Annotated in this window: 14 protein-coding genes and 1 pseudogene; 9 read left to right on the forward strand and 6 right to left on the reverse strand. The window is 53.7% G+C overall.

Annotated features, from left to right (window positions below; all coding sequences use genetic code 11):
• The first annotated feature begins 112 nt into the window (after nucleotides 1–112).
• From pyrF to AC0L73_RS09620, 6 genes are read left to right on the forward strand one after another with little or no spacing between them, the layout of a single operon-like run.
• Nucleotides 113–823, forward strand: a complete 711-nt coding sequence (gene pyrF / locus AC0L73_RS09595) for an orotidine-5'-phosphate decarboxylase (protein WP_227948438.1) — start codon at nucleotides 113–115, stop codon at nucleotides 821–823.
• Complete coding sequence (locus tag AC0L73_RS09600; RefSeq protein ID WP_227948437.1) at nucleotides 824–1,480, forward strand: phosphoribosylanthranilate isomerase; 657 nt, start codon at nucleotides 824–826, stop codon at nucleotides 1,478–1,480.
• A gap of 23 nt (nucleotides 1,481–1,503) precedes the next feature.
• Nucleotides 1,504–2,715, forward strand: a complete 1,212-nt coding sequence (gene trpB, locus AC0L73_RS09605; RefSeq protein WP_227948436.1) for a tryptophan synthase subunit beta — start codon at nucleotides 1,504–1,506, stop codon at nucleotides 2,713–2,715.
• Nucleotides 2,712–3,530, forward strand: a complete 819-nt coding sequence (trpA, locus tag AC0L73_RS09610) for a tryptophan synthase subunit alpha (protein WP_473653619.1) — start codon at nucleotides 2,712–2,714, stop codon at nucleotides 3,528–3,530. The genes trpB and trpA overlap by 4 nt, the downstream gene beginning before the upstream one ends.
• A gap of 12 nt (nucleotides 3,531–3,542) precedes the next feature.
• Nucleotides 3,543–4,493: an acetyl-CoA carboxylase, carboxyltransferase subunit beta gene (gene accD, locus AC0L73_RS09615; RefSeq protein ID WP_473653620.1), complete on the forward strand. Its 951-nt coding sequence runs from the start codon at nucleotides 3,543–3,545 to the stop codon at nucleotides 4,491–4,493.
• 12 nt (nucleotides 4,494–4,505) lie between these two features.
• The gene (locus AC0L73_RS09620) at nucleotides 4,506–5,807 is read left to right on the forward strand and encodes a bifunctional folylpolyglutamate synthase/dihydrofolate synthase (protein WP_473653621.1); all 1,302 of its coding nucleotides are present in this window, start codon (nucleotides 4,506–4,508) and stop codon (nucleotides 5,805–5,807) included.
• Nucleotides 5,808–5,813: 6 nt separating this feature from the next.
• On the opposite strand, the gene AC0L73_RS09625 is transcribed toward AC0L73_RS09620, so the two are convergent.
• A complete protein-coding gene (locus AC0L73_RS09625; protein ID WP_473653622.1) occupies nucleotides 5,814–6,503 on the reverse strand; it encodes a response regulator transcription factor in 690 nt (229 codons plus the stop codon).
• 293 nt (nucleotides 6,504–6,796) lie between these two features.
• On the opposite strand from AC0L73_RS09625, the gene ribA reads away from it, so the two are divergent.
• The 3 genes from ribA to AC0L73_RS09640 all read left to right on the forward strand — a co-directional run bounded on the left by ribA (nucleotide 6,797) and on the right by AC0L73_RS09640 (nucleotide 9,434).
• Nucleotides 6,797–7,915 carry a GTP cyclohydrolase II gene (gene ribA, locus AC0L73_RS09630; protein ID WP_473653623.1) on the forward strand — a complete coding sequence of 373 codons (1,119 nt, stop codon included), beginning with the start codon at nucleotides 6,797–6,799 and terminating at the stop codon, nucleotides 7,913–7,915.
• 122 nt (nucleotides 7,916–8,037) lie between these two features.
• Entirely contained in the window at nucleotides 8,038–8,871 is an 834-nt protein-coding gene (locus AC0L73_RS09635; RefSeq protein ID WP_473653624.1) for a hypothetical protein, read from the forward strand.
• Between the two features lie 47 nt (nucleotides 8,872–8,918).
• A complete protein-coding gene (locus AC0L73_RS09640; protein WP_473653625.1) occupies nucleotides 8,919–9,434 on the forward strand; it encodes a L,D-transpeptidase family protein in 516 nt (171 codons plus the stop codon).
• Here the strand turns inward: AC0L73_RS09640 and AC0L73_RS09645 are convergent.
• From AC0L73_RS09645 to AC0L73_RS09665, 5 genes and pseudogenes are all read right to left on the reverse strand, one after another.
• Nucleotides 9,435–10,131 (reverse strand): annotated as a pseudogene (locus AC0L73_RS09645) (YggS family pyridoxal phosphate-dependent enzyme).
• A 102-nt stretch (nucleotides 10,132–10,233) separates the two neighbouring features.
• Nucleotides 10,234–11,073, reverse strand: a complete 840-nt coding sequence (locus AC0L73_RS09650; RefSeq protein WP_473653626.1) for a sulfotransferase domain-containing protein — start codon at nucleotides 11,071–11,073, stop codon at nucleotides 10,234–10,236.
• A 36-nt stretch (nucleotides 11,074–11,109) separates the two neighbouring features.
• Nucleotides 11,110–11,949, reverse strand: coding sequence for a sulfotransferase domain-containing protein (locus AC0L73_RS09655; RefSeq protein WP_473653627.1), 840 nt, complete (start codon nucleotides 11,947–11,949; stop codon nucleotides 11,110–11,112).
• A 111-nt stretch (nucleotides 11,950–12,060) separates the two neighbouring features.
• Nucleotides 12,061–13,128, reverse strand: coding sequence for a porin (locus AC0L73_RS09660; protein ID WP_473653628.1), 1,068 nt, complete (start codon nucleotides 13,126–13,128; stop codon nucleotides 12,061–12,063).
• 414 nt (nucleotides 13,129–13,542) lie between these two features.
• Nucleotides 13,543–14,613, reverse strand: a complete 1,071-nt coding sequence (locus tag AC0L73_RS09665) for a porin (RefSeq protein WP_473653629.1) — start codon at nucleotides 14,611–14,613, stop codon at nucleotides 13,543–13,545.
• Nucleotides 14,614–14,624 lie beyond the last annotated feature (11 nt).

Below are 14,624 nucleotides of genomic sequence, written 5' to 3' on the forward strand. Positions count from 1 at the left end.
GGCTATAGCCCCACTTTTTCGATAATTCTGCCGCTATCACTTTTCATTTTGCCAAAAGCCTCTATTATCGCCGCAGATTTCACCTATATCTCAGAAAATAGGAGGCCTTGCCATGAGATTGACGCCGCAAAATGCCGTTTTCACCGCAATTGACACAACCAACCTCGACGCCGCCGTCGCGCTTGGACGTGCGCTCGCGCCGATTTCGGGCGGCATAAAGCTCGGCAAGGAGTTTTTCACCTCCCACGGACCGCAGGGCGTCATGGCCGTCGCAGGCGAGACAACACCGCTCTTCCTCGATCTCAAGTTCCACGATATTCCCAACACCGTTGCGGGCGGCGTACGCGCGGCGGCAAAGTTTATCAAGCCGACGATGCTGACCATCCACGCAAGCGGCGGCCCCGCCATGATCCGCGCCGCTGCTGATGCCTCCGCTGAATTTGGCGAAGGCCGGCCCCTGATCCTTGGCGTTACCGTGCTCACCAGCATGGATGACGCAGACTTGAAAGCGGTCGGTGTGGATAGCCCGGCGGAAGAACAGGTCCTCCGCCTTGCCGAACTGGCGCAAAAGAATGGTGCCGATGGCGTGATCTGTTCCCCGCGCGAGATTCAGGCACTCCGTCAGACATGCGGGCCCGATTTCAAGCTGGTTGTTCCCGGCATTCGCCCTTTGGGTTCCGATCATGGCGATCAGAAACGGGTAAAAACCCCGATTGAGGCGATGACTGACGGCGCAAGCTATCTGGTAATCGGTCGGCCGATCACGGGCGCAGAAGACCCCGCCGCCGCCGCAAGTGCCATCGTCGGGGACATCGCCGCATAAATGCCTGTATCAGCAAAAATATGCGGCCTCAATGACGCCGCCGCGCTTGAGGCCGCCATTTTAAACGGGGCCGCCTTCGTGGGTTTTGTCTTTTATGGCCCAAGCCCGCGTAATATCTCGGCGGATGAGGCCGCCTTGCTCGCCTCGAAGGTGCCTATTCATGTAAAGAAGGTCGGCCTGTTCGTTAATCCGGACGATCAGTTGATCCACGACGTTCTCACCACCGTATCATTAGATTGGATACAGTTGCATGGAACGGAATCGCCTGATCGGGTGCGCGAGATCAAGGAAGCCTATAGCCTGCCCGTGATCAAGGCGATCAAGGTTGACAGTGCGGCATCACTTGAAGAAGTTGACCGCTATGACGGCGTGGCCGACATGTTGCTGTTTGATGCAAAAGAGCCTAAAAACATGGAAAACGCGCTTCCGGGTGGCAATGGACTGGCGTTTGATTGGGAATTGCTGGCGGACGCGAAAATCACCACCCCGTGGATGCTGGCGGGTGGGCTTGATGCAGAAAATATCGCCGAGGCAGTGCGCATATCGGGCGCGACGATCGTCGATACCTCCTCTGGCGTCGAATTCGAGCCCGGGCGCAAAAACCCCGCCGCGATTGAGGCCTTTCTGGTGGCAGTTGCCGCCATCGAGATAGAATGAAGAAATTTAAGGCGTAATACGACATGGTGAAACTGAACAGCTATCGCACCGGACCGGATGAAACCGGTCATTTCGGCATTTTCGGCGGGCAATTTGTCGCCGAGACGCTGATGCCGCTTATTCTGGAGCTGGATGCCGCCTATGAGGCATCGAAGAAGGATCCGGAATTCGCGAAAGAGCTTTCCGGATTGCTCAAGCATTTTGTGGGACGGGAATCCCCGCTTTATTTCGCCGAACGACTGACCGAGCATTATGGCGGCGCGAAGATTTATCTCAAGCGCGAGGATTTGAACCACACCGGCGCGCACAAGATCAACAATTGCATGGGACAGATCCTGCTCGCCCGCCGTATGGGCAAGAAACGCATTATCGCCGAGACCGGCGCAGGCCAGCACGGGGTTGCCACCGCCACCGTCGCCGCGCGGTTTGGTCTTGAATGCGCGATCTATATGGGCGAGACGGATATCGAACGGCAGAAACCCAACGTTTTCCGCATGAAACTGCTGGGGGCAGAGGTTGTCCCGGTGAAATCCGGCGCGCGGACCTTGAAGGACGCGATGAACGAGGCATTGCGCGACTGGGTGACGAACGTGGAGGATACCTTCTACATCATCGGCACCGTCGCCGGGCCTCACCCCTATCCTGAGCTTGTCCGCGATTTTCAATGCGTGATCGGGGAAGAAACCCGCCGCCAGATCATGGAGGCCGAAGGCCGCCTGCCCGATACCTTGCTTGCCTGTATTGGTGGCGGATCGAACGCCATGGGCCTGTTCCATCCCTTCCTTGATGACGAGAGTATCGACATTATCGGCGTTGAGGCCGCGGGCCACGGCATCGATACGGATAAGCACGCCGCGTCGCTTAAAGGCGGACGGCCGGGCGTGCTGCATGGCAACCGTACCTATTTACTTCAGGATGACGATGGCCAGATTTTGGAGGCGCATTCCATCTCCGCTGGCCTCGATTATCCCGGCATCGGGCCGGAGCATTCCTGGCTCAACGATATCGGGCGGGTCAAATATGTAAATGCGACGGATGCCGAGGCGCTGGAGGCGTTCCAGCTCTGCTGCAAGCTGGAGGGAATTATCCCCGCGCTGGAGAGCGCCCATGCCCTCGCCTATCTGGAAAAGCTCGCCCCGGACCTGCCGAAGGAGCATATTATCGTCGTTAACCTTTCCGGGCGCGGCGACAAGGACATTTTCACCGTTGCCGATGCGTTGGGAGTTGAGTTGTGAGCGAAACCCGTATTGACCGCCGTTTCAAAGCCCTGAAGGCTGAGGGGCGCGCCGCCTTTGTCACCTATGTGATGGCCGGCGACCCGAACCTTGAGACCGCGCTGAAGATTGTAAAAGGTCTGCCCGGCGTGGGCGCAGATATTATTGAGGTCGGCCTGCCTTTCACCGACCCGATGGCTGACGGACCCGCGATCCAGCAGGCGGGGCTTCGTGCGCTCGCCGCGGGCACCACACTCAAAAAGACGCTCAAGCTGATTTCGGAGTTCCGCATCGGTGATGACGAGACGCCAATCGTGCTCATGGGCTATTACAACCCGATCTACAGCTACGGCGTCGATCAATTCCTGATCGATGCGAAAGCCGCCGGGGTCGATGGCCTGATCGTTGTTGATCTGCCGTCCGAGGAAGACAAGGAACTTTGCCTTCCCGCGCGCGAGGCCGGGCTTAACTTCATTCGCCTCGCCACGCCGACCACAGATGACAAGCGCTTGCCGAAGGTTCTCGCCAATTCGTCGGGCTTCCTTTATTATGTCTCGATTGCCGGAACGACGGGCGCCGCGGCGCCAAAGCCAAGTGATGTGGCGATCGCTCTCACCCGGTTCCGCAAAACGACCGATCTGCCGATTGCGGTAGGCTTCGGGCTTCGGACCGGAGCACAGGCGGCGGAAATTGCGAAGATCGCTGATGGCGCAGTTGTCGGCACGGCGCTGGTGGAGCAAGTCGCGCTCGGTGATGGTGATGAAGACAAAGTAAAACGGGTGCTCGATCTGGCGCGCGAGATTTCAGCGGGTATCCGCAGCGTAAAAAAGACGTAACAGGACGCAAATATGAACTGGTTGACGAACAAGGTCCTGCCGAAATTCCGGCAACTGACAACAAAACAGGATACTCCCGATAATCTCTGGGTGAAATGCCCCGATTGTGGCCAGATGCTGTTCCATAACGACCTGCAAGCCAACCAGAATGTCTGCGCCCATTGCGACTATCATCTCCGTATTTCGCCAGTGGAACGGTTCGAACCGCTGTTCGATGAGGCAAAGTATGATCTGATTGAGCTACCGGAAGTACCGGTCGATCCCCTGAAATTCCGTGATTCCAAGCGCTATACCGAGCGGCTGAAGGATGCGCGCCATAAAACAGGTGATATCGACGCGATGAAGGTTGCCCACGGCAAGATGAACGGCAACGCTGCCGTTATCGCCGTGCAGAATTTCGACTTTATGGGTGGATCCCTGGGCCTCGCAGTGGGGGAGGCCATTGTTGCCGCCTCCAAACTTGCAATTTTACAGAAAGCGCCACTGATCCTCTTTTCCGCCGCCGGGGGCGCGCGGATGCAGGAAGGCATTCTCTCCCTCATGCAGATGCCGCGCACAACCGTTGCAATTCAGCGCCTGAAAGAGAACCGCCTGCCTTTTATTGTCGTCCTTACCGATCCAACGACGGGCGGGGTCACGGCCTCCTATGCGATGCTGGGTGATATCCAGATTGCGGAACCTAGCGCGCTTATTTGTTTTGCTGGCCCCCGGGTGATTGAGGAAACGATCCGCGAAACCCTACCCGACGGATTCCAACGCGCGGAATTCCTGTTGGAGCATGGCATGCTGGATATGGTCGTCCATCGCAAGGATATGCGCGAAACCCTCTGCCGGATTATCGATTTGCTGGGTACAAAGCTGAAACTTCCGCCTGCTGTGATGAAGAATAGCGACAAGAAGACCGTCGCCAAGCCTTCTGTGGCGAAAGAGGAAAGCGCGGCAGCCAGCAGTTCCAAAAAATAGACTGGTTCCCTCGTGACCGGAACTCATAGCGATCAAATTCTCGCGCGGCTGATGACGCTGCACCCGAAGATCATTGACCTGACACTCGATCGGATGCTCCCGCTACTCGCAAAACTCGACCATCCGGAGCGGCGCTTACCCCCCGTGATCCATGTGGCGGGTACGAACGGTAAAGGATCCCTGCTGGCCTATCTCCGGGCGATGCTGGAAGCGGCGGGATATCGGGTGCATGTCTATACGTCCCCGCATCTGGTTCGCTTTGCTGAACGCATTCGCCTCGCCGGAAAAATTATCGACGAAGAGGCATTGAGCGAGCTTCTCCTTGCGTGTGAAGCCGCCAATGGCGACACCCACATCACTTATTTCGAGATTACCACTATTGCCGCGTTCAAAGCTTTCGCCGACACGCCCGGTGATATTCTTTTGCTGGAAACCGGGCTTGGCGGGCGCTATGACGCCACCAACGTGGTGGCACGACCAGCGCTAACCGCGATTACGCCGATTTCCCAGGATCACGCGGAATTTTTGGGCACCGATCTCGCTGGAATTGCCGGGGAAAAGGCGGGGATTATTAAGCCAAATGTGCCGGTCGTCATCGGCCCTCAGGATCCTATCGCTCTCAAAGTCTTACAAGAAACCGCAGAAACCCTGGGATCTCCGGCGCATATATATAACAGAGACTGGTCCTGCCATAAAGTCGCGGATGGTTGGCAGTATGACGGAATGCAAGATGCCCGCGTCTTTCCCCTGCCCGCCCTTCACGGAGTTCATCAGATTGAAAATGCGGGAACAGCGGTGGCCTGCCTCCACCATCTTGGTGGATTTACAGTCTCCGACGCGGCAATTCGTGAGGGGTTGCAAAAAGTTAACTGGCCCGCACGCATGCAACGGCTCTCAACAGGGCCCATTGTGGAGGCTTTGCCCGATAAGGTCGAGGTTTGGCTGGACGGTGGGCATAATCCGGCAGCGGCGGTACAAATCGCAAAAAGCTTTATAAGCTGGAATGAAACCGACCCGAAACCGACCTATCTGATTGCTGGAATGCTAAACACCAAGGACCAGAAAGCCTTCTTCAGCCAACTTACACCCATAATCGAAAAGGGACATTGCATCACCATACCGGAGGAAGCGGCGGCAACACCAGCAGCGGATCTGGCGAATATGGCGCGAGGGGCCGGTCTCGAAATGACGGAAAAGCCATCCCTGAAAGCGGCGGTAGAGGATTTGAAACCCACACTCAGTGAGAAGCCCTGCCGCCTGCTGATAGCGGGCAGCCTTTATCTTGCCGGACAGATTTTACGCGATAACGGCTGAAATATGTTACGGAACGAGACGATAACCGCCCGGTTCTGTAATCAAAATCCTCGCATCTGACGGTTCTGCCTCTATTTTCTGCCGCAGCCGATAGATATGGGTTTCCAAGGTATGTGTCGTCACCCCGGCATTATAACCCCAGACCTCATTTAAGAGGATATCGCGGGTCACCACCTTGTTGCCAGCGCGATAGAGATATTTCAGGATCGCCGTTTCCTTCTCGGTCAGGCGGACCTTTTGGGCCGTTTCCTTATGCAGCATCAGCTTCGCCGCCGGGCGGAAGCTGTAGGGACCAATATTGAAAACGGCATCTTCACTCTGTTCATGCTGGCGCAACTGCGCACGAATACGGGCGAGCAGCACCCCAATGCGGAAGGGCTTGGAGACATAGTCATTCGCCCCGCTTTCAAGGCCGAGAATCTGATCACTGTCGCTGTCCTGCGCGGTAAGCATGATGATCGGCGCTTTGTTGCCGATTTTGCGGATCAATTTGCAGGCCTCTCGACCGTCCATATCGGGTAGGCCCACATCCAGCAGGATCAGGTCGAAATGGCTCTTCTTGATCTTGTCCAGCGCATCGCACGCGGTTTCTGCCTGCTGGGTCAGGAATTCCTCATGCAGGTCGAGTTGTTCCGCCAACGTTTCCCGTAAGGCATTATCATCATCGACCAGAAGAATCTTTTTACCGCCCGTCATATGTTTTCCCCACTGTTATTATGCAACGGGACGCTTTCATACGTTCCGCTGCCTTAAAAATTGGTATCATATGGGGGTATTCAAGGGCAAGTAGGACAGATGGACGATGGTTTTCACGTTAAAGTGAAGGTTGGTGATACAAAAGCCAAAGGTCGGGGCGGTTTTTTGGGTCGCGAATTGGAAAAATGCTGGCTCCAAATCAAATGTGATAATATAACATTTGCAGCCCGCCACCTCCGCCTGCTAATAGTCTTGATACATCGCTGAATTCGCGAACCGGAAACCAGAATAATATGAGTAACAACAAGAACAAGACAGAGCTCAAACGGCTGCGCACCGTCGACCGCGCCATTGCAGACTTGCGCCGCGGACTGAGTGTGGTGGTGACGGGAAAAGAAGAAGCCTCCCTTATACTCTCGACCGAGATGGCCTATGATACGGAGCTTGAAACTCTCGCTGCGCGCAGCGATGCGGAACCCGTGCTCGCCCTTACGGCCCATCGCGCAAATGTCCTGCATATCCAGCCGACAGGAGATGACACGGTCCGCCTGGTGATCGAGGATTGGATGGATGCGCCATTGATGCGTGCACTCGCCGATGCGGTTCATGATCTCGATCAGCCCTTTCGTGGCCCCTTCACCCGAATAAAAGAGGGGTTGCCACCCACTGTTTCTGGCGCGATCAAAATTGCCAAGCTGGGCCGGCTGCTGCCTTCTGTTCTGGCGGCCCCGCTGTCGATTAACAGGGTGGAAGCCGTTGCAACCGAACATGATTTATCGATTGTCAGTCTGGAGGATATTCTTGCGTTTGAGGATACCGCTGCGCTTAAACTGAAAGCCGTTGCCTCGGCCCGCGTACCACTTCAGGCGGCGGAAGACAGCACCTTTCACGCTTTTCGCCCCGAAGACGGGGGGATTGAGCATCTGGCAATTGTTGTTGGTGAGCCCAACCGGCGGGAGCCCGTGCTGGCGCGGCTGCATTCGGAATGTTTTACCGGCGATCTCATCGGCTCTCTCAAATGTGACTGCGGGGAGCAACTGCGCGGCGCACTGAAGGCAATAGCTGAGGAAGGCGGCGGTGTCCTCCTCTATCTCGCACAGGAGGGGCGCGGCATCGGGCTCATCAACAAACTCCGCGCCTATAAACTGCAAGCGCAGGGTTTTGATACAGTCGATGCCAATGAACGGCTCGGCTTTGATGCGGATGAGCGGGTGTTTCGCCCCGCCGCCGAGATGCTGAAACTGCTCGGCTTCAAGAAAACCCGCCTGATGACCAACAATCCGGAAAAGGTTGAGGGATTGGAGCGGCATGGCATCACGGTAACCGAGCGTGTCTCACATAAATTCCCATCCAACACCCATAACGAGCTGTATCTCGCGACCAAAAAGAAGCGTAGTGGGCATTATTTATAGGCGTGGGCAGAGTTAGGCGGCAATTTTTGCCGCAACATTAACACTTCCCGCCCCGCAGCCCGCAGATTCCAGCGAGTAATACTGGCACGCTCTTTGCTGATAATCTGAGCAAGGAGTACAATATGTCGATTAACGCCGTCACCCATGACCCATACGCCTATCTCGATCGGGCCCTGCCGAACGAGCAGGTCGCAATGTATGTGCCGAAGGAGCGGGTCGATACCTATGGCAACAAAGTATCCGACGAGGATGGCTTTGGTGAGGACGGTTTCGGTTTCGACGATTTTCTCGATATCATCAACCCCTTGCAGCATATCCCCGGCATTTCATCCCTCTATCGGGAAGTTACCGGCGACGAAATCAGCCCCGGCGCCCGCAATATTGGCGGCACTATTTATGGCGGGGCGATTGGACTGGCAGTTTCCGTCGTCAACTCCACGATTGAAGAAATAACCGGCAAGGATGTTGGCGGCCACGTACTCAGCCTGTTCTCCACCGACGAGGACGAGGCTGCGCCCGAAGAAATGATCGCCACCGCGCCGCCCGCAGCAGAAATATCACCTGCTCCGGAAGAGGCCGTTGCAAATGTGGCAAAAGCTCCTGGCGCTGTGGCGCCAATTGATAGCGCACCACTCGCAGCTCCCATCGTGCCGCAGGATCTGCCAAAAATGACGATAGAGGAGAAAATGCCTATGGCCTCTCCCATCGGACTGGAATGGAAAGGCAACAAACCCGCCCTTCTGCAACAGCTTGAGACAGCAAAAACACAGGATCTGAGCGAAGAGCAGCTCCATGCCGTGTTCAGAAGCTTTAATACTGCGCCCGCCGCCTTGGCTAACCCCGCGATAGATGCCAAAGCAGCCAGTATTGCCTATCAGAAAACCACCACCGCCATGGAAAATAGCGCAAGGCCCGTTGCAAGACCGATCGAACCCGCTGAGCGGCAGTCTCCCTAATGCATTCCGCGGATGACTTTGGTGCTTTGGCGCCCTAGACTTCTCCCATGAATATCGAAATCACGGATATAGACGGTGCCCGCGCACACCTGCGCTACGGTACTCTCACTTTTGACTGTGCCCTTGGCAAGGCTGGCATCACCTTGGCCAAACGGGAAGGGGATCACGCGACCCCCGCCGGACGGTTCCCGCTTCGTCAGTTATATTACCGGCCCGACAAATTCCCAAACCCTCCCGAATGTACGCTTTCCACACAAGAACTGAACAACCATGACGGCTGGTGCGATGCGCCGGATGATCCGCTCTATAATCAGTATGTCCGCTTACCGTTCAAGGCAAGCCATGAACAGCTCTGGCGGACAGATGAGGTGTATAACCTCATTGTTGTGATCGGATATAACGATGATCCGCCTGTAGCGGACGCGGGTAGCTGCATTTTTATGCATGTGGCACGAGATAATTATGCACCGACGGAAGGGTGTATCGCACTGGCGCAGGATGATCTTCTGACACTTCTTGCGGCAATCGAGCCATCAACCGAAATCGTGATCCCGGCCCCATAGTTACGGCGCGCTGCGGGCACCGAAAAGCGCCGTTCCGACCCGAACCGAGGTCGCCCCGAACTGCACCGCTGTCTCAAAGTCCGCACTCATTCCCATACTGAGGCGGGCAAGATTATTGCGCGCAGCAATTTTCCCAAGTAGCGCGAAATGCGGCGCGGGTTGCTCCTCCACCGGAGGAATGCACATCAGCCCGATGACATTTAGGCCGAGCCCCTCCCGACATTCGATGATGAAATTGTCTGCATCTTCCGGAAAAATACCGGCTTTCTGTTCTTCCTTGCCGGTATTGACGCTGGATATAGACCGGAAGATGGCGCCCCGCCGCTGTCATTTCCTTGGCAAGGACCCGCGCAAGCTTTGGTCGGTCGACTGTTTGAATAACATCAAAAAGTGCCACGGCGTCTTTTGCTTTGTTAGTTTGCAAGGGGCCGATTAAATGTAGCTCGATATCGGGATAGCGGGCTTTCAGGTCAGGCCATTTTTCCTGAGCCTCTTGCACCCTGTTTTCCCCAAAATGCCGATGTCCAAGAGAGAGCGCCACTTCAATCGCCTCAACGGGCTGGCGTTTGCTGACCGCGATCAGGTCAACGTCGCCCGGAACCCGCGCCCATGTTTCGGCCGCTTTATGAATACGGCCCGTAATTTCTTCGAAATTATCGGCGATATCACTCGTGGAACTTGACGATGCGGTATCCATTTTTCTCTCCGGACTTTAAAATCCTAAATCCTGTAAAATGTTGCCTTTAAGAGGACAAAATAGTCTCAATCTGCCAATTATGGTTAAACATTGGTAAATTTCCTACTTATATCCCGGCGGCAGATATTTGAATTCTTTCATTACGTCTTGATGAGCAGCAACAATTTTCTCAACCTGCTCCGGCGAAAGAGCCGTTTTCCACTGCCCGGCTTTCCCAACCCTGAAGAACTTTTCTGCCTTATCAGATCGTTCGTTAAACCCTTTTTCCGCCTCCAGCTTTCGCGAGGTTTCAAAGGAGGAAAATTTAATTGCCCGTTTAAGCCGTTCCTTTGGGGGCTTAAGGCCTAGAAACTTTGCCAATTCGCTGAATGTTTTCTCCGGCTTATAAAGCATATCCTCGTATCGCAAGATATGACGGGCGGACTTATCCATCCCTTGCCAGGAGGTGACATGGTTTGACCAGGAACTCAGGAAATCCGGGAGTTTACGGTTCGTTTCTCCACTATAGGCTTTGTCATCATTCATCATTTCAATGCCCTGATCAATTTCCAGCCCGTAGTGATCCGAGAGGGAAATCACCACATCCAGCGGATTGCGGACAATATAAATCGCGCCGGCCGTGAATTCCGGCGTTATCAATGAAATCCCATGTTTTTTACCAAGCCAGTTATGGGTTTTTACAAAGACGGAATCGGGACGTGTGCGGGCATATGCCTGATGAACCCTCGGTATCAGCGCCGCACTTTCTTCGTCCGTAAAGCTGCTGAACGGTTTACCTGTCACCTGCTCATACCAAACCTTCTCCCCATCGCCGATGGTAAATCTGGTGAGTTCGTTAATATCCGCCGGTCGGTCGGCGTTGAGCAGCAAATTGTGCAGAAAAGTCCGCACCCAGGTATTTCCCGATTTCGGATAGGAGGCCAGCCAGATTATTCCGCCCATAAGTCAGCTTTCGCTTTGAAGTTTAAAATTGCTACCTTATTCAGGCAGATATCCGAAATATTTCATCGTCACCTGATGCGTATTGGTGATCTGATCGATCTGCGCATCCGTGAGTTTGTCCTTCCATTGACCAGCCTTGCCCACGCGGAAGAATTTGTCATTCTTTTCCGACTGCTCTTTAAAGCCTTTTTCATCTTCCTGTTTGCGCGCAACATCAAAAGAGGAAAATTCAATCGCCTTTGCGATCCGCTCCTCCGGCAGGTCCAGGTTAAGGAATTTTACCATCTCGCCAAAGGTTTCCTCAGGTTTGTCCTGCATATCTTCATACCGCATGACATGCATTTTTTCCCGGTCAAAATGTGTCCAGCTGTTGGCGTGTCCCGACCAGGAGCCGAAATACTGCCGTATATTTCCAAGTGCCGGAGCTTCATCGAGGAAGGCATTTGGGTCACCCATCAATTTGATCGCCCCGTCGATCGGAAGCCCAAAATGAGAAGAAACGGAAATCACCACATCCAGAGGATTGCGGATAACATAGATGGCACCCGCAGTGCAATCCATGTTGATCTGCGGTACCCCGTGCAACTGACCGTAAATTGAATGCGTCTTTACAAAAACCTTGTCTTCCTGCAAATCAGCAATCAACTGATGAACCTTGGGTCGCAAGGTGATCACCTGACCCATGGAAAGGCGATGATACGGCATCCCGGCCGCTTTTTCATACCAGGATTTTCGGGCATCGCCCGGCGTCAGATCGGAAAGGATATTGATATCTACCGGTTCTTCCGGATCAAGCAGTAGATTATTTATGAAAGTTCGCGTCCACGTGTTGCCCGACTTTGGGTAGGAGGCCAACCAGATTATTTTACCCATCATTTATCCCGAAAAAGAAGATATTCACGAGTAAAATAGTCAACCCGCCAACAGCAGACAACAAAAAAGGAGGGCAGGAAAACCTGCCCTCCTCTAATTTGATCTTCCTTCAGATTAGAAGGAGAGAGCTGTACCAATGAAGAACGTGCTTGTGTCGCCAGCCATACGAGTAGCTGTAGAAGCAGTCAGATCGTTGTCATCATACTGCCAACCACCGAATGCGGTGATTCCCGGGCCGAGTGTGTACTGACCACCGACGATCCAAGTTGTCTGGTCTGTGTCAGCACCAGCAGCAGGTTCAAAAGTAGTTTTGGAGTACTGAACACCAACACCCCATGGGCCCATGCCGTATTTAACGCCAGCGGACCATGCTTTACTGTCGCTGTTAGCAACGCCTGCGATATCTTTGTCAACACCGTAGCCACCACCAATGGTGAAGCCAGCGATACCAACAGAAGCACCCAAGCTGTATTCGCTCTGATCTTCAGATGCGGCAGCTACGGAAGCTTCCTGGTAAGCACCAGAAACAGCAAGATCAACCGGGCCAAGCTTGTTGACATAGTTGGCTGCTACCGACCAACCACGATCAAGGCCAGTTTTGAAAGCAGGAGCCTGATACTGGCCATCCGGAGAACCGGTCTGGTTGGTTGCGTCAGGAACATAAGAAGCACCCAACTGGAAGCCAGCGAAACGCGGCGTGAAGTAGGTGATCTTGTCTGAGTCAGAGAACATGTTCGGACGAGTCGTGTTGCCTTGACCCGTAGGATAGATGTTAGCTGAGTCAGCAGAGTACATTGGAACCGGTGATGGGCTCGTGTAATGCATCAGATATGCAGCAGAGTCTTCAGAACCGAGAAGAACGCGACCGAAAGAACCTTCGATGAAGATGTATGTTTCGTCGACCTGGTCAGTTGCCTGATAAGCTTCGAGCTGAACGTTGACGCCAACTTTCAAGCCGTTGTCCAAAGTTGTTGAACCGGTGAAGAAGATTTCACCTTCCTGCGTTACACGATCAGAAATACGTGATGCAGTACCTGTAGGTTCATCGGCACTCTGGTAGAAGTAAGTGGATTGCATGTAACCACCAACACCCAGAGCAATTTTTTCAGACGCGGAAGCCGGTGCTGCAGCGAGTGCACCAACGGCAACGAGCGCTGTCGTACCCAAGATTGCTTTTTTCATTTTGTCTCCCCTCTGCTCACAACAAGCTAGAGAACTAAGATTAAAATACAGACGCAAGGCCGAAGGGCCCGTAAGTCAAGAGGGAGTAAAGAAGGTTAACGGCCATCTGGTCAAGCGCAAGACGTTAGCCTTTTATCCAAATTCGAATGACTGTGCTCAAAAAGTCACAATTAGGTCATACTTCGTTAATCATGTTTGCATTGGCACATCAGGAATGAGGCATAACCTATTTTATTTTCGTCGTTTTTAAAGGTCGCCAGCAAAAACAGTATCGACGCCCGGTTATATCAATATTTCTGCTATTTTCATGCCAAAACTGCGGCAAGTGCAGAATCCTGCCGCCATGTCAGAATCCAATAAAAAAGAGGGCAGAATCTTTGCCCTCTTTAATACATCATTCAAATTGAGTGGGGTTTAGAAGTTTACGGCTGTACCCACAAAGAACGTATTTGTTTTTCCGGCCATACGAGTCGCCGTACTTGCTGTCAGGTCGTTGTCATCGATTTCAACACCACCGAATGCGGTGATTCCCGGGCCGAGTACGTATTGACCGCCGATGATCCATGTCGTCGCGTCTGAATCTGCTCCGGCTGCAGGTTCATCCGTCGTTTTGGAATACTGTACGCCAACCGCCCAAGGGCCCATGCCGTATTTAACACCTGCGGACCAGGCTTTTCTGTCGCTATCGGAAATACCGGCAAGATCTTTATCGATTGCATAACCTGCACCAACCGTAAAGCCGGCAACACCAACAGATGCACCAAAGCTGTATGCGCTTTGATCTTCGGATGCAGCAGCAACTTCTGCCTGTTCAAACCCTGCAGAAACGCCTAGGTCGACGTCTCCGAACTTGTTGATATAGTTGACGGCGACAGAGTAACCACGATCAAGACCGGTTTTCAACGCAGGCGCTTGGAACTGAGTGTTGCCGCTTGAGCCTGTTTCAGCATTTCCGTCGGGAACATAGGACGCACCAAACTGGAAGCCAGCAAACCGAGGCGAAAAGTATGTGATTTTGTCGGCATCGGAGAACATATTGTTATAGGTCGTGTTGGCCTGACCTGTCGGTGCAATGTTATTCGAATCCGCTGAATACATCGGAACCGGCGACGGGCTGGTGTAATGCATCAGGTATGATGCACTGTTTTCAGAACCGAGAAGAACGCGGCCGAAAGAACCTTCAACATAAATGTAAGTTTCGTCGATCTGGTCAGTCGCCTGATAAGCTTCGAGCTGAACGTTGACGCCAAACTTCAAGCCATTGTCGAGTGTTGTTTCACCGGTGAAATGAATTTCACCTTCTTGAGTTACCCGGTCGGAAATACGTGATGCCGTGCCTGCTGGCTCATCGCTGTCTTGGTAGAAGTAAGTGGACTGCATGTAACCACCAACTCCTAGCTGAATTTTATCAGACGCGGAGGCCGGTGAGGTCGCGAATGCGCCAGCGGCAACAAGCGCTGTCGTACCCAAAATTGCCTTTTTCATTTTGACTCCTG

The organism is Sneathiella sp. D3-11 (genome assembly GCF_055809395.1).

What these genes read in the sequence shown, in the direction of transcription:
- accD (WP_473653620.1), top strand. Translation starts at nt 3,543, where the DNA reads ATGAACTGGTTGACGAACAAGGTCCTGCCGAAATTCCGGCAACTGACA.
- AC0L73_RS09625 (WP_473653622.1), bottom strand. Translation starts at nt 6,503, where the DNA reads ATGACGGGCGGTAAAAAGATTCTTCTGGTCGATGATGATAATGCCTTA.
- AC0L73_RS09640 (WP_473653625.1), top strand. Translation starts at nt 8,919, where the DNA reads ATGAATATCGAAATCACGGATATAGACGGTGCCCGCGCACACCTGCGC.
- AC0L73_RS09600 (WP_227948437.1), top strand. Translation starts at nt 824, where the DNA reads ATGCCTGTATCAGCAAAAATATGCGGCCTCAATGACGCCGCCGCGCTT.
- ribA (WP_473653623.1), top strand. Translation starts at nt 6,797, where the DNA reads ATGAGTAACAACAAGAACAAGACAGAGCTCAAACGGCTGCGCACCGTC.
- AC0L73_RS09650 (WP_473653626.1), bottom strand. Translation starts at nt 11,073, where the DNA reads ATGGGCGGAATAATCTGGCTGGCCTCCTATCCGAAATCGGGAAATACC.
- AC0L73_RS09665 (WP_473653629.1), bottom strand. Translation starts at nt 14,613, where the DNA reads ATGAAAAAGGCAATTTTGGGTACGACAGCGCTTGTTGCCGCTGGCGCA.
- pyrF (WP_227948438.1), top strand. Translation starts at nt 113, where the DNA reads ATGAGATTGACGCCGCAAAATGCCGTTTTCACCGCAATTGACACAACC.
- trpB (WP_227948436.1), top strand. Translation starts at nt 1,504, where the DNA reads ATGGTGAAACTGAACAGCTATCGCACCGGACCGGATGAAACCGGTCAT.
- AC0L73_RS09660 (WP_473653628.1), bottom strand. Translation starts at nt 13,128, where the DNA reads ATGAAAAAAGCAATCTTGGGTACGACAGCGCTCGTTGCCGTTGGTGCA.
- AC0L73_RS09635 (WP_473653624.1), top strand. Translation starts at nt 8,038, where the DNA reads ATGTCGATTAACGCCGTCACCCATGACCCATACGCCTATCTCGATCGG.
- AC0L73_RS09655 (WP_473653627.1), bottom strand. Translation starts at nt 11,949, where the DNA reads ATGATGGGTAAAATAATCTGGTTGGCCTCCTACCCAAAGTCGGGCAAC.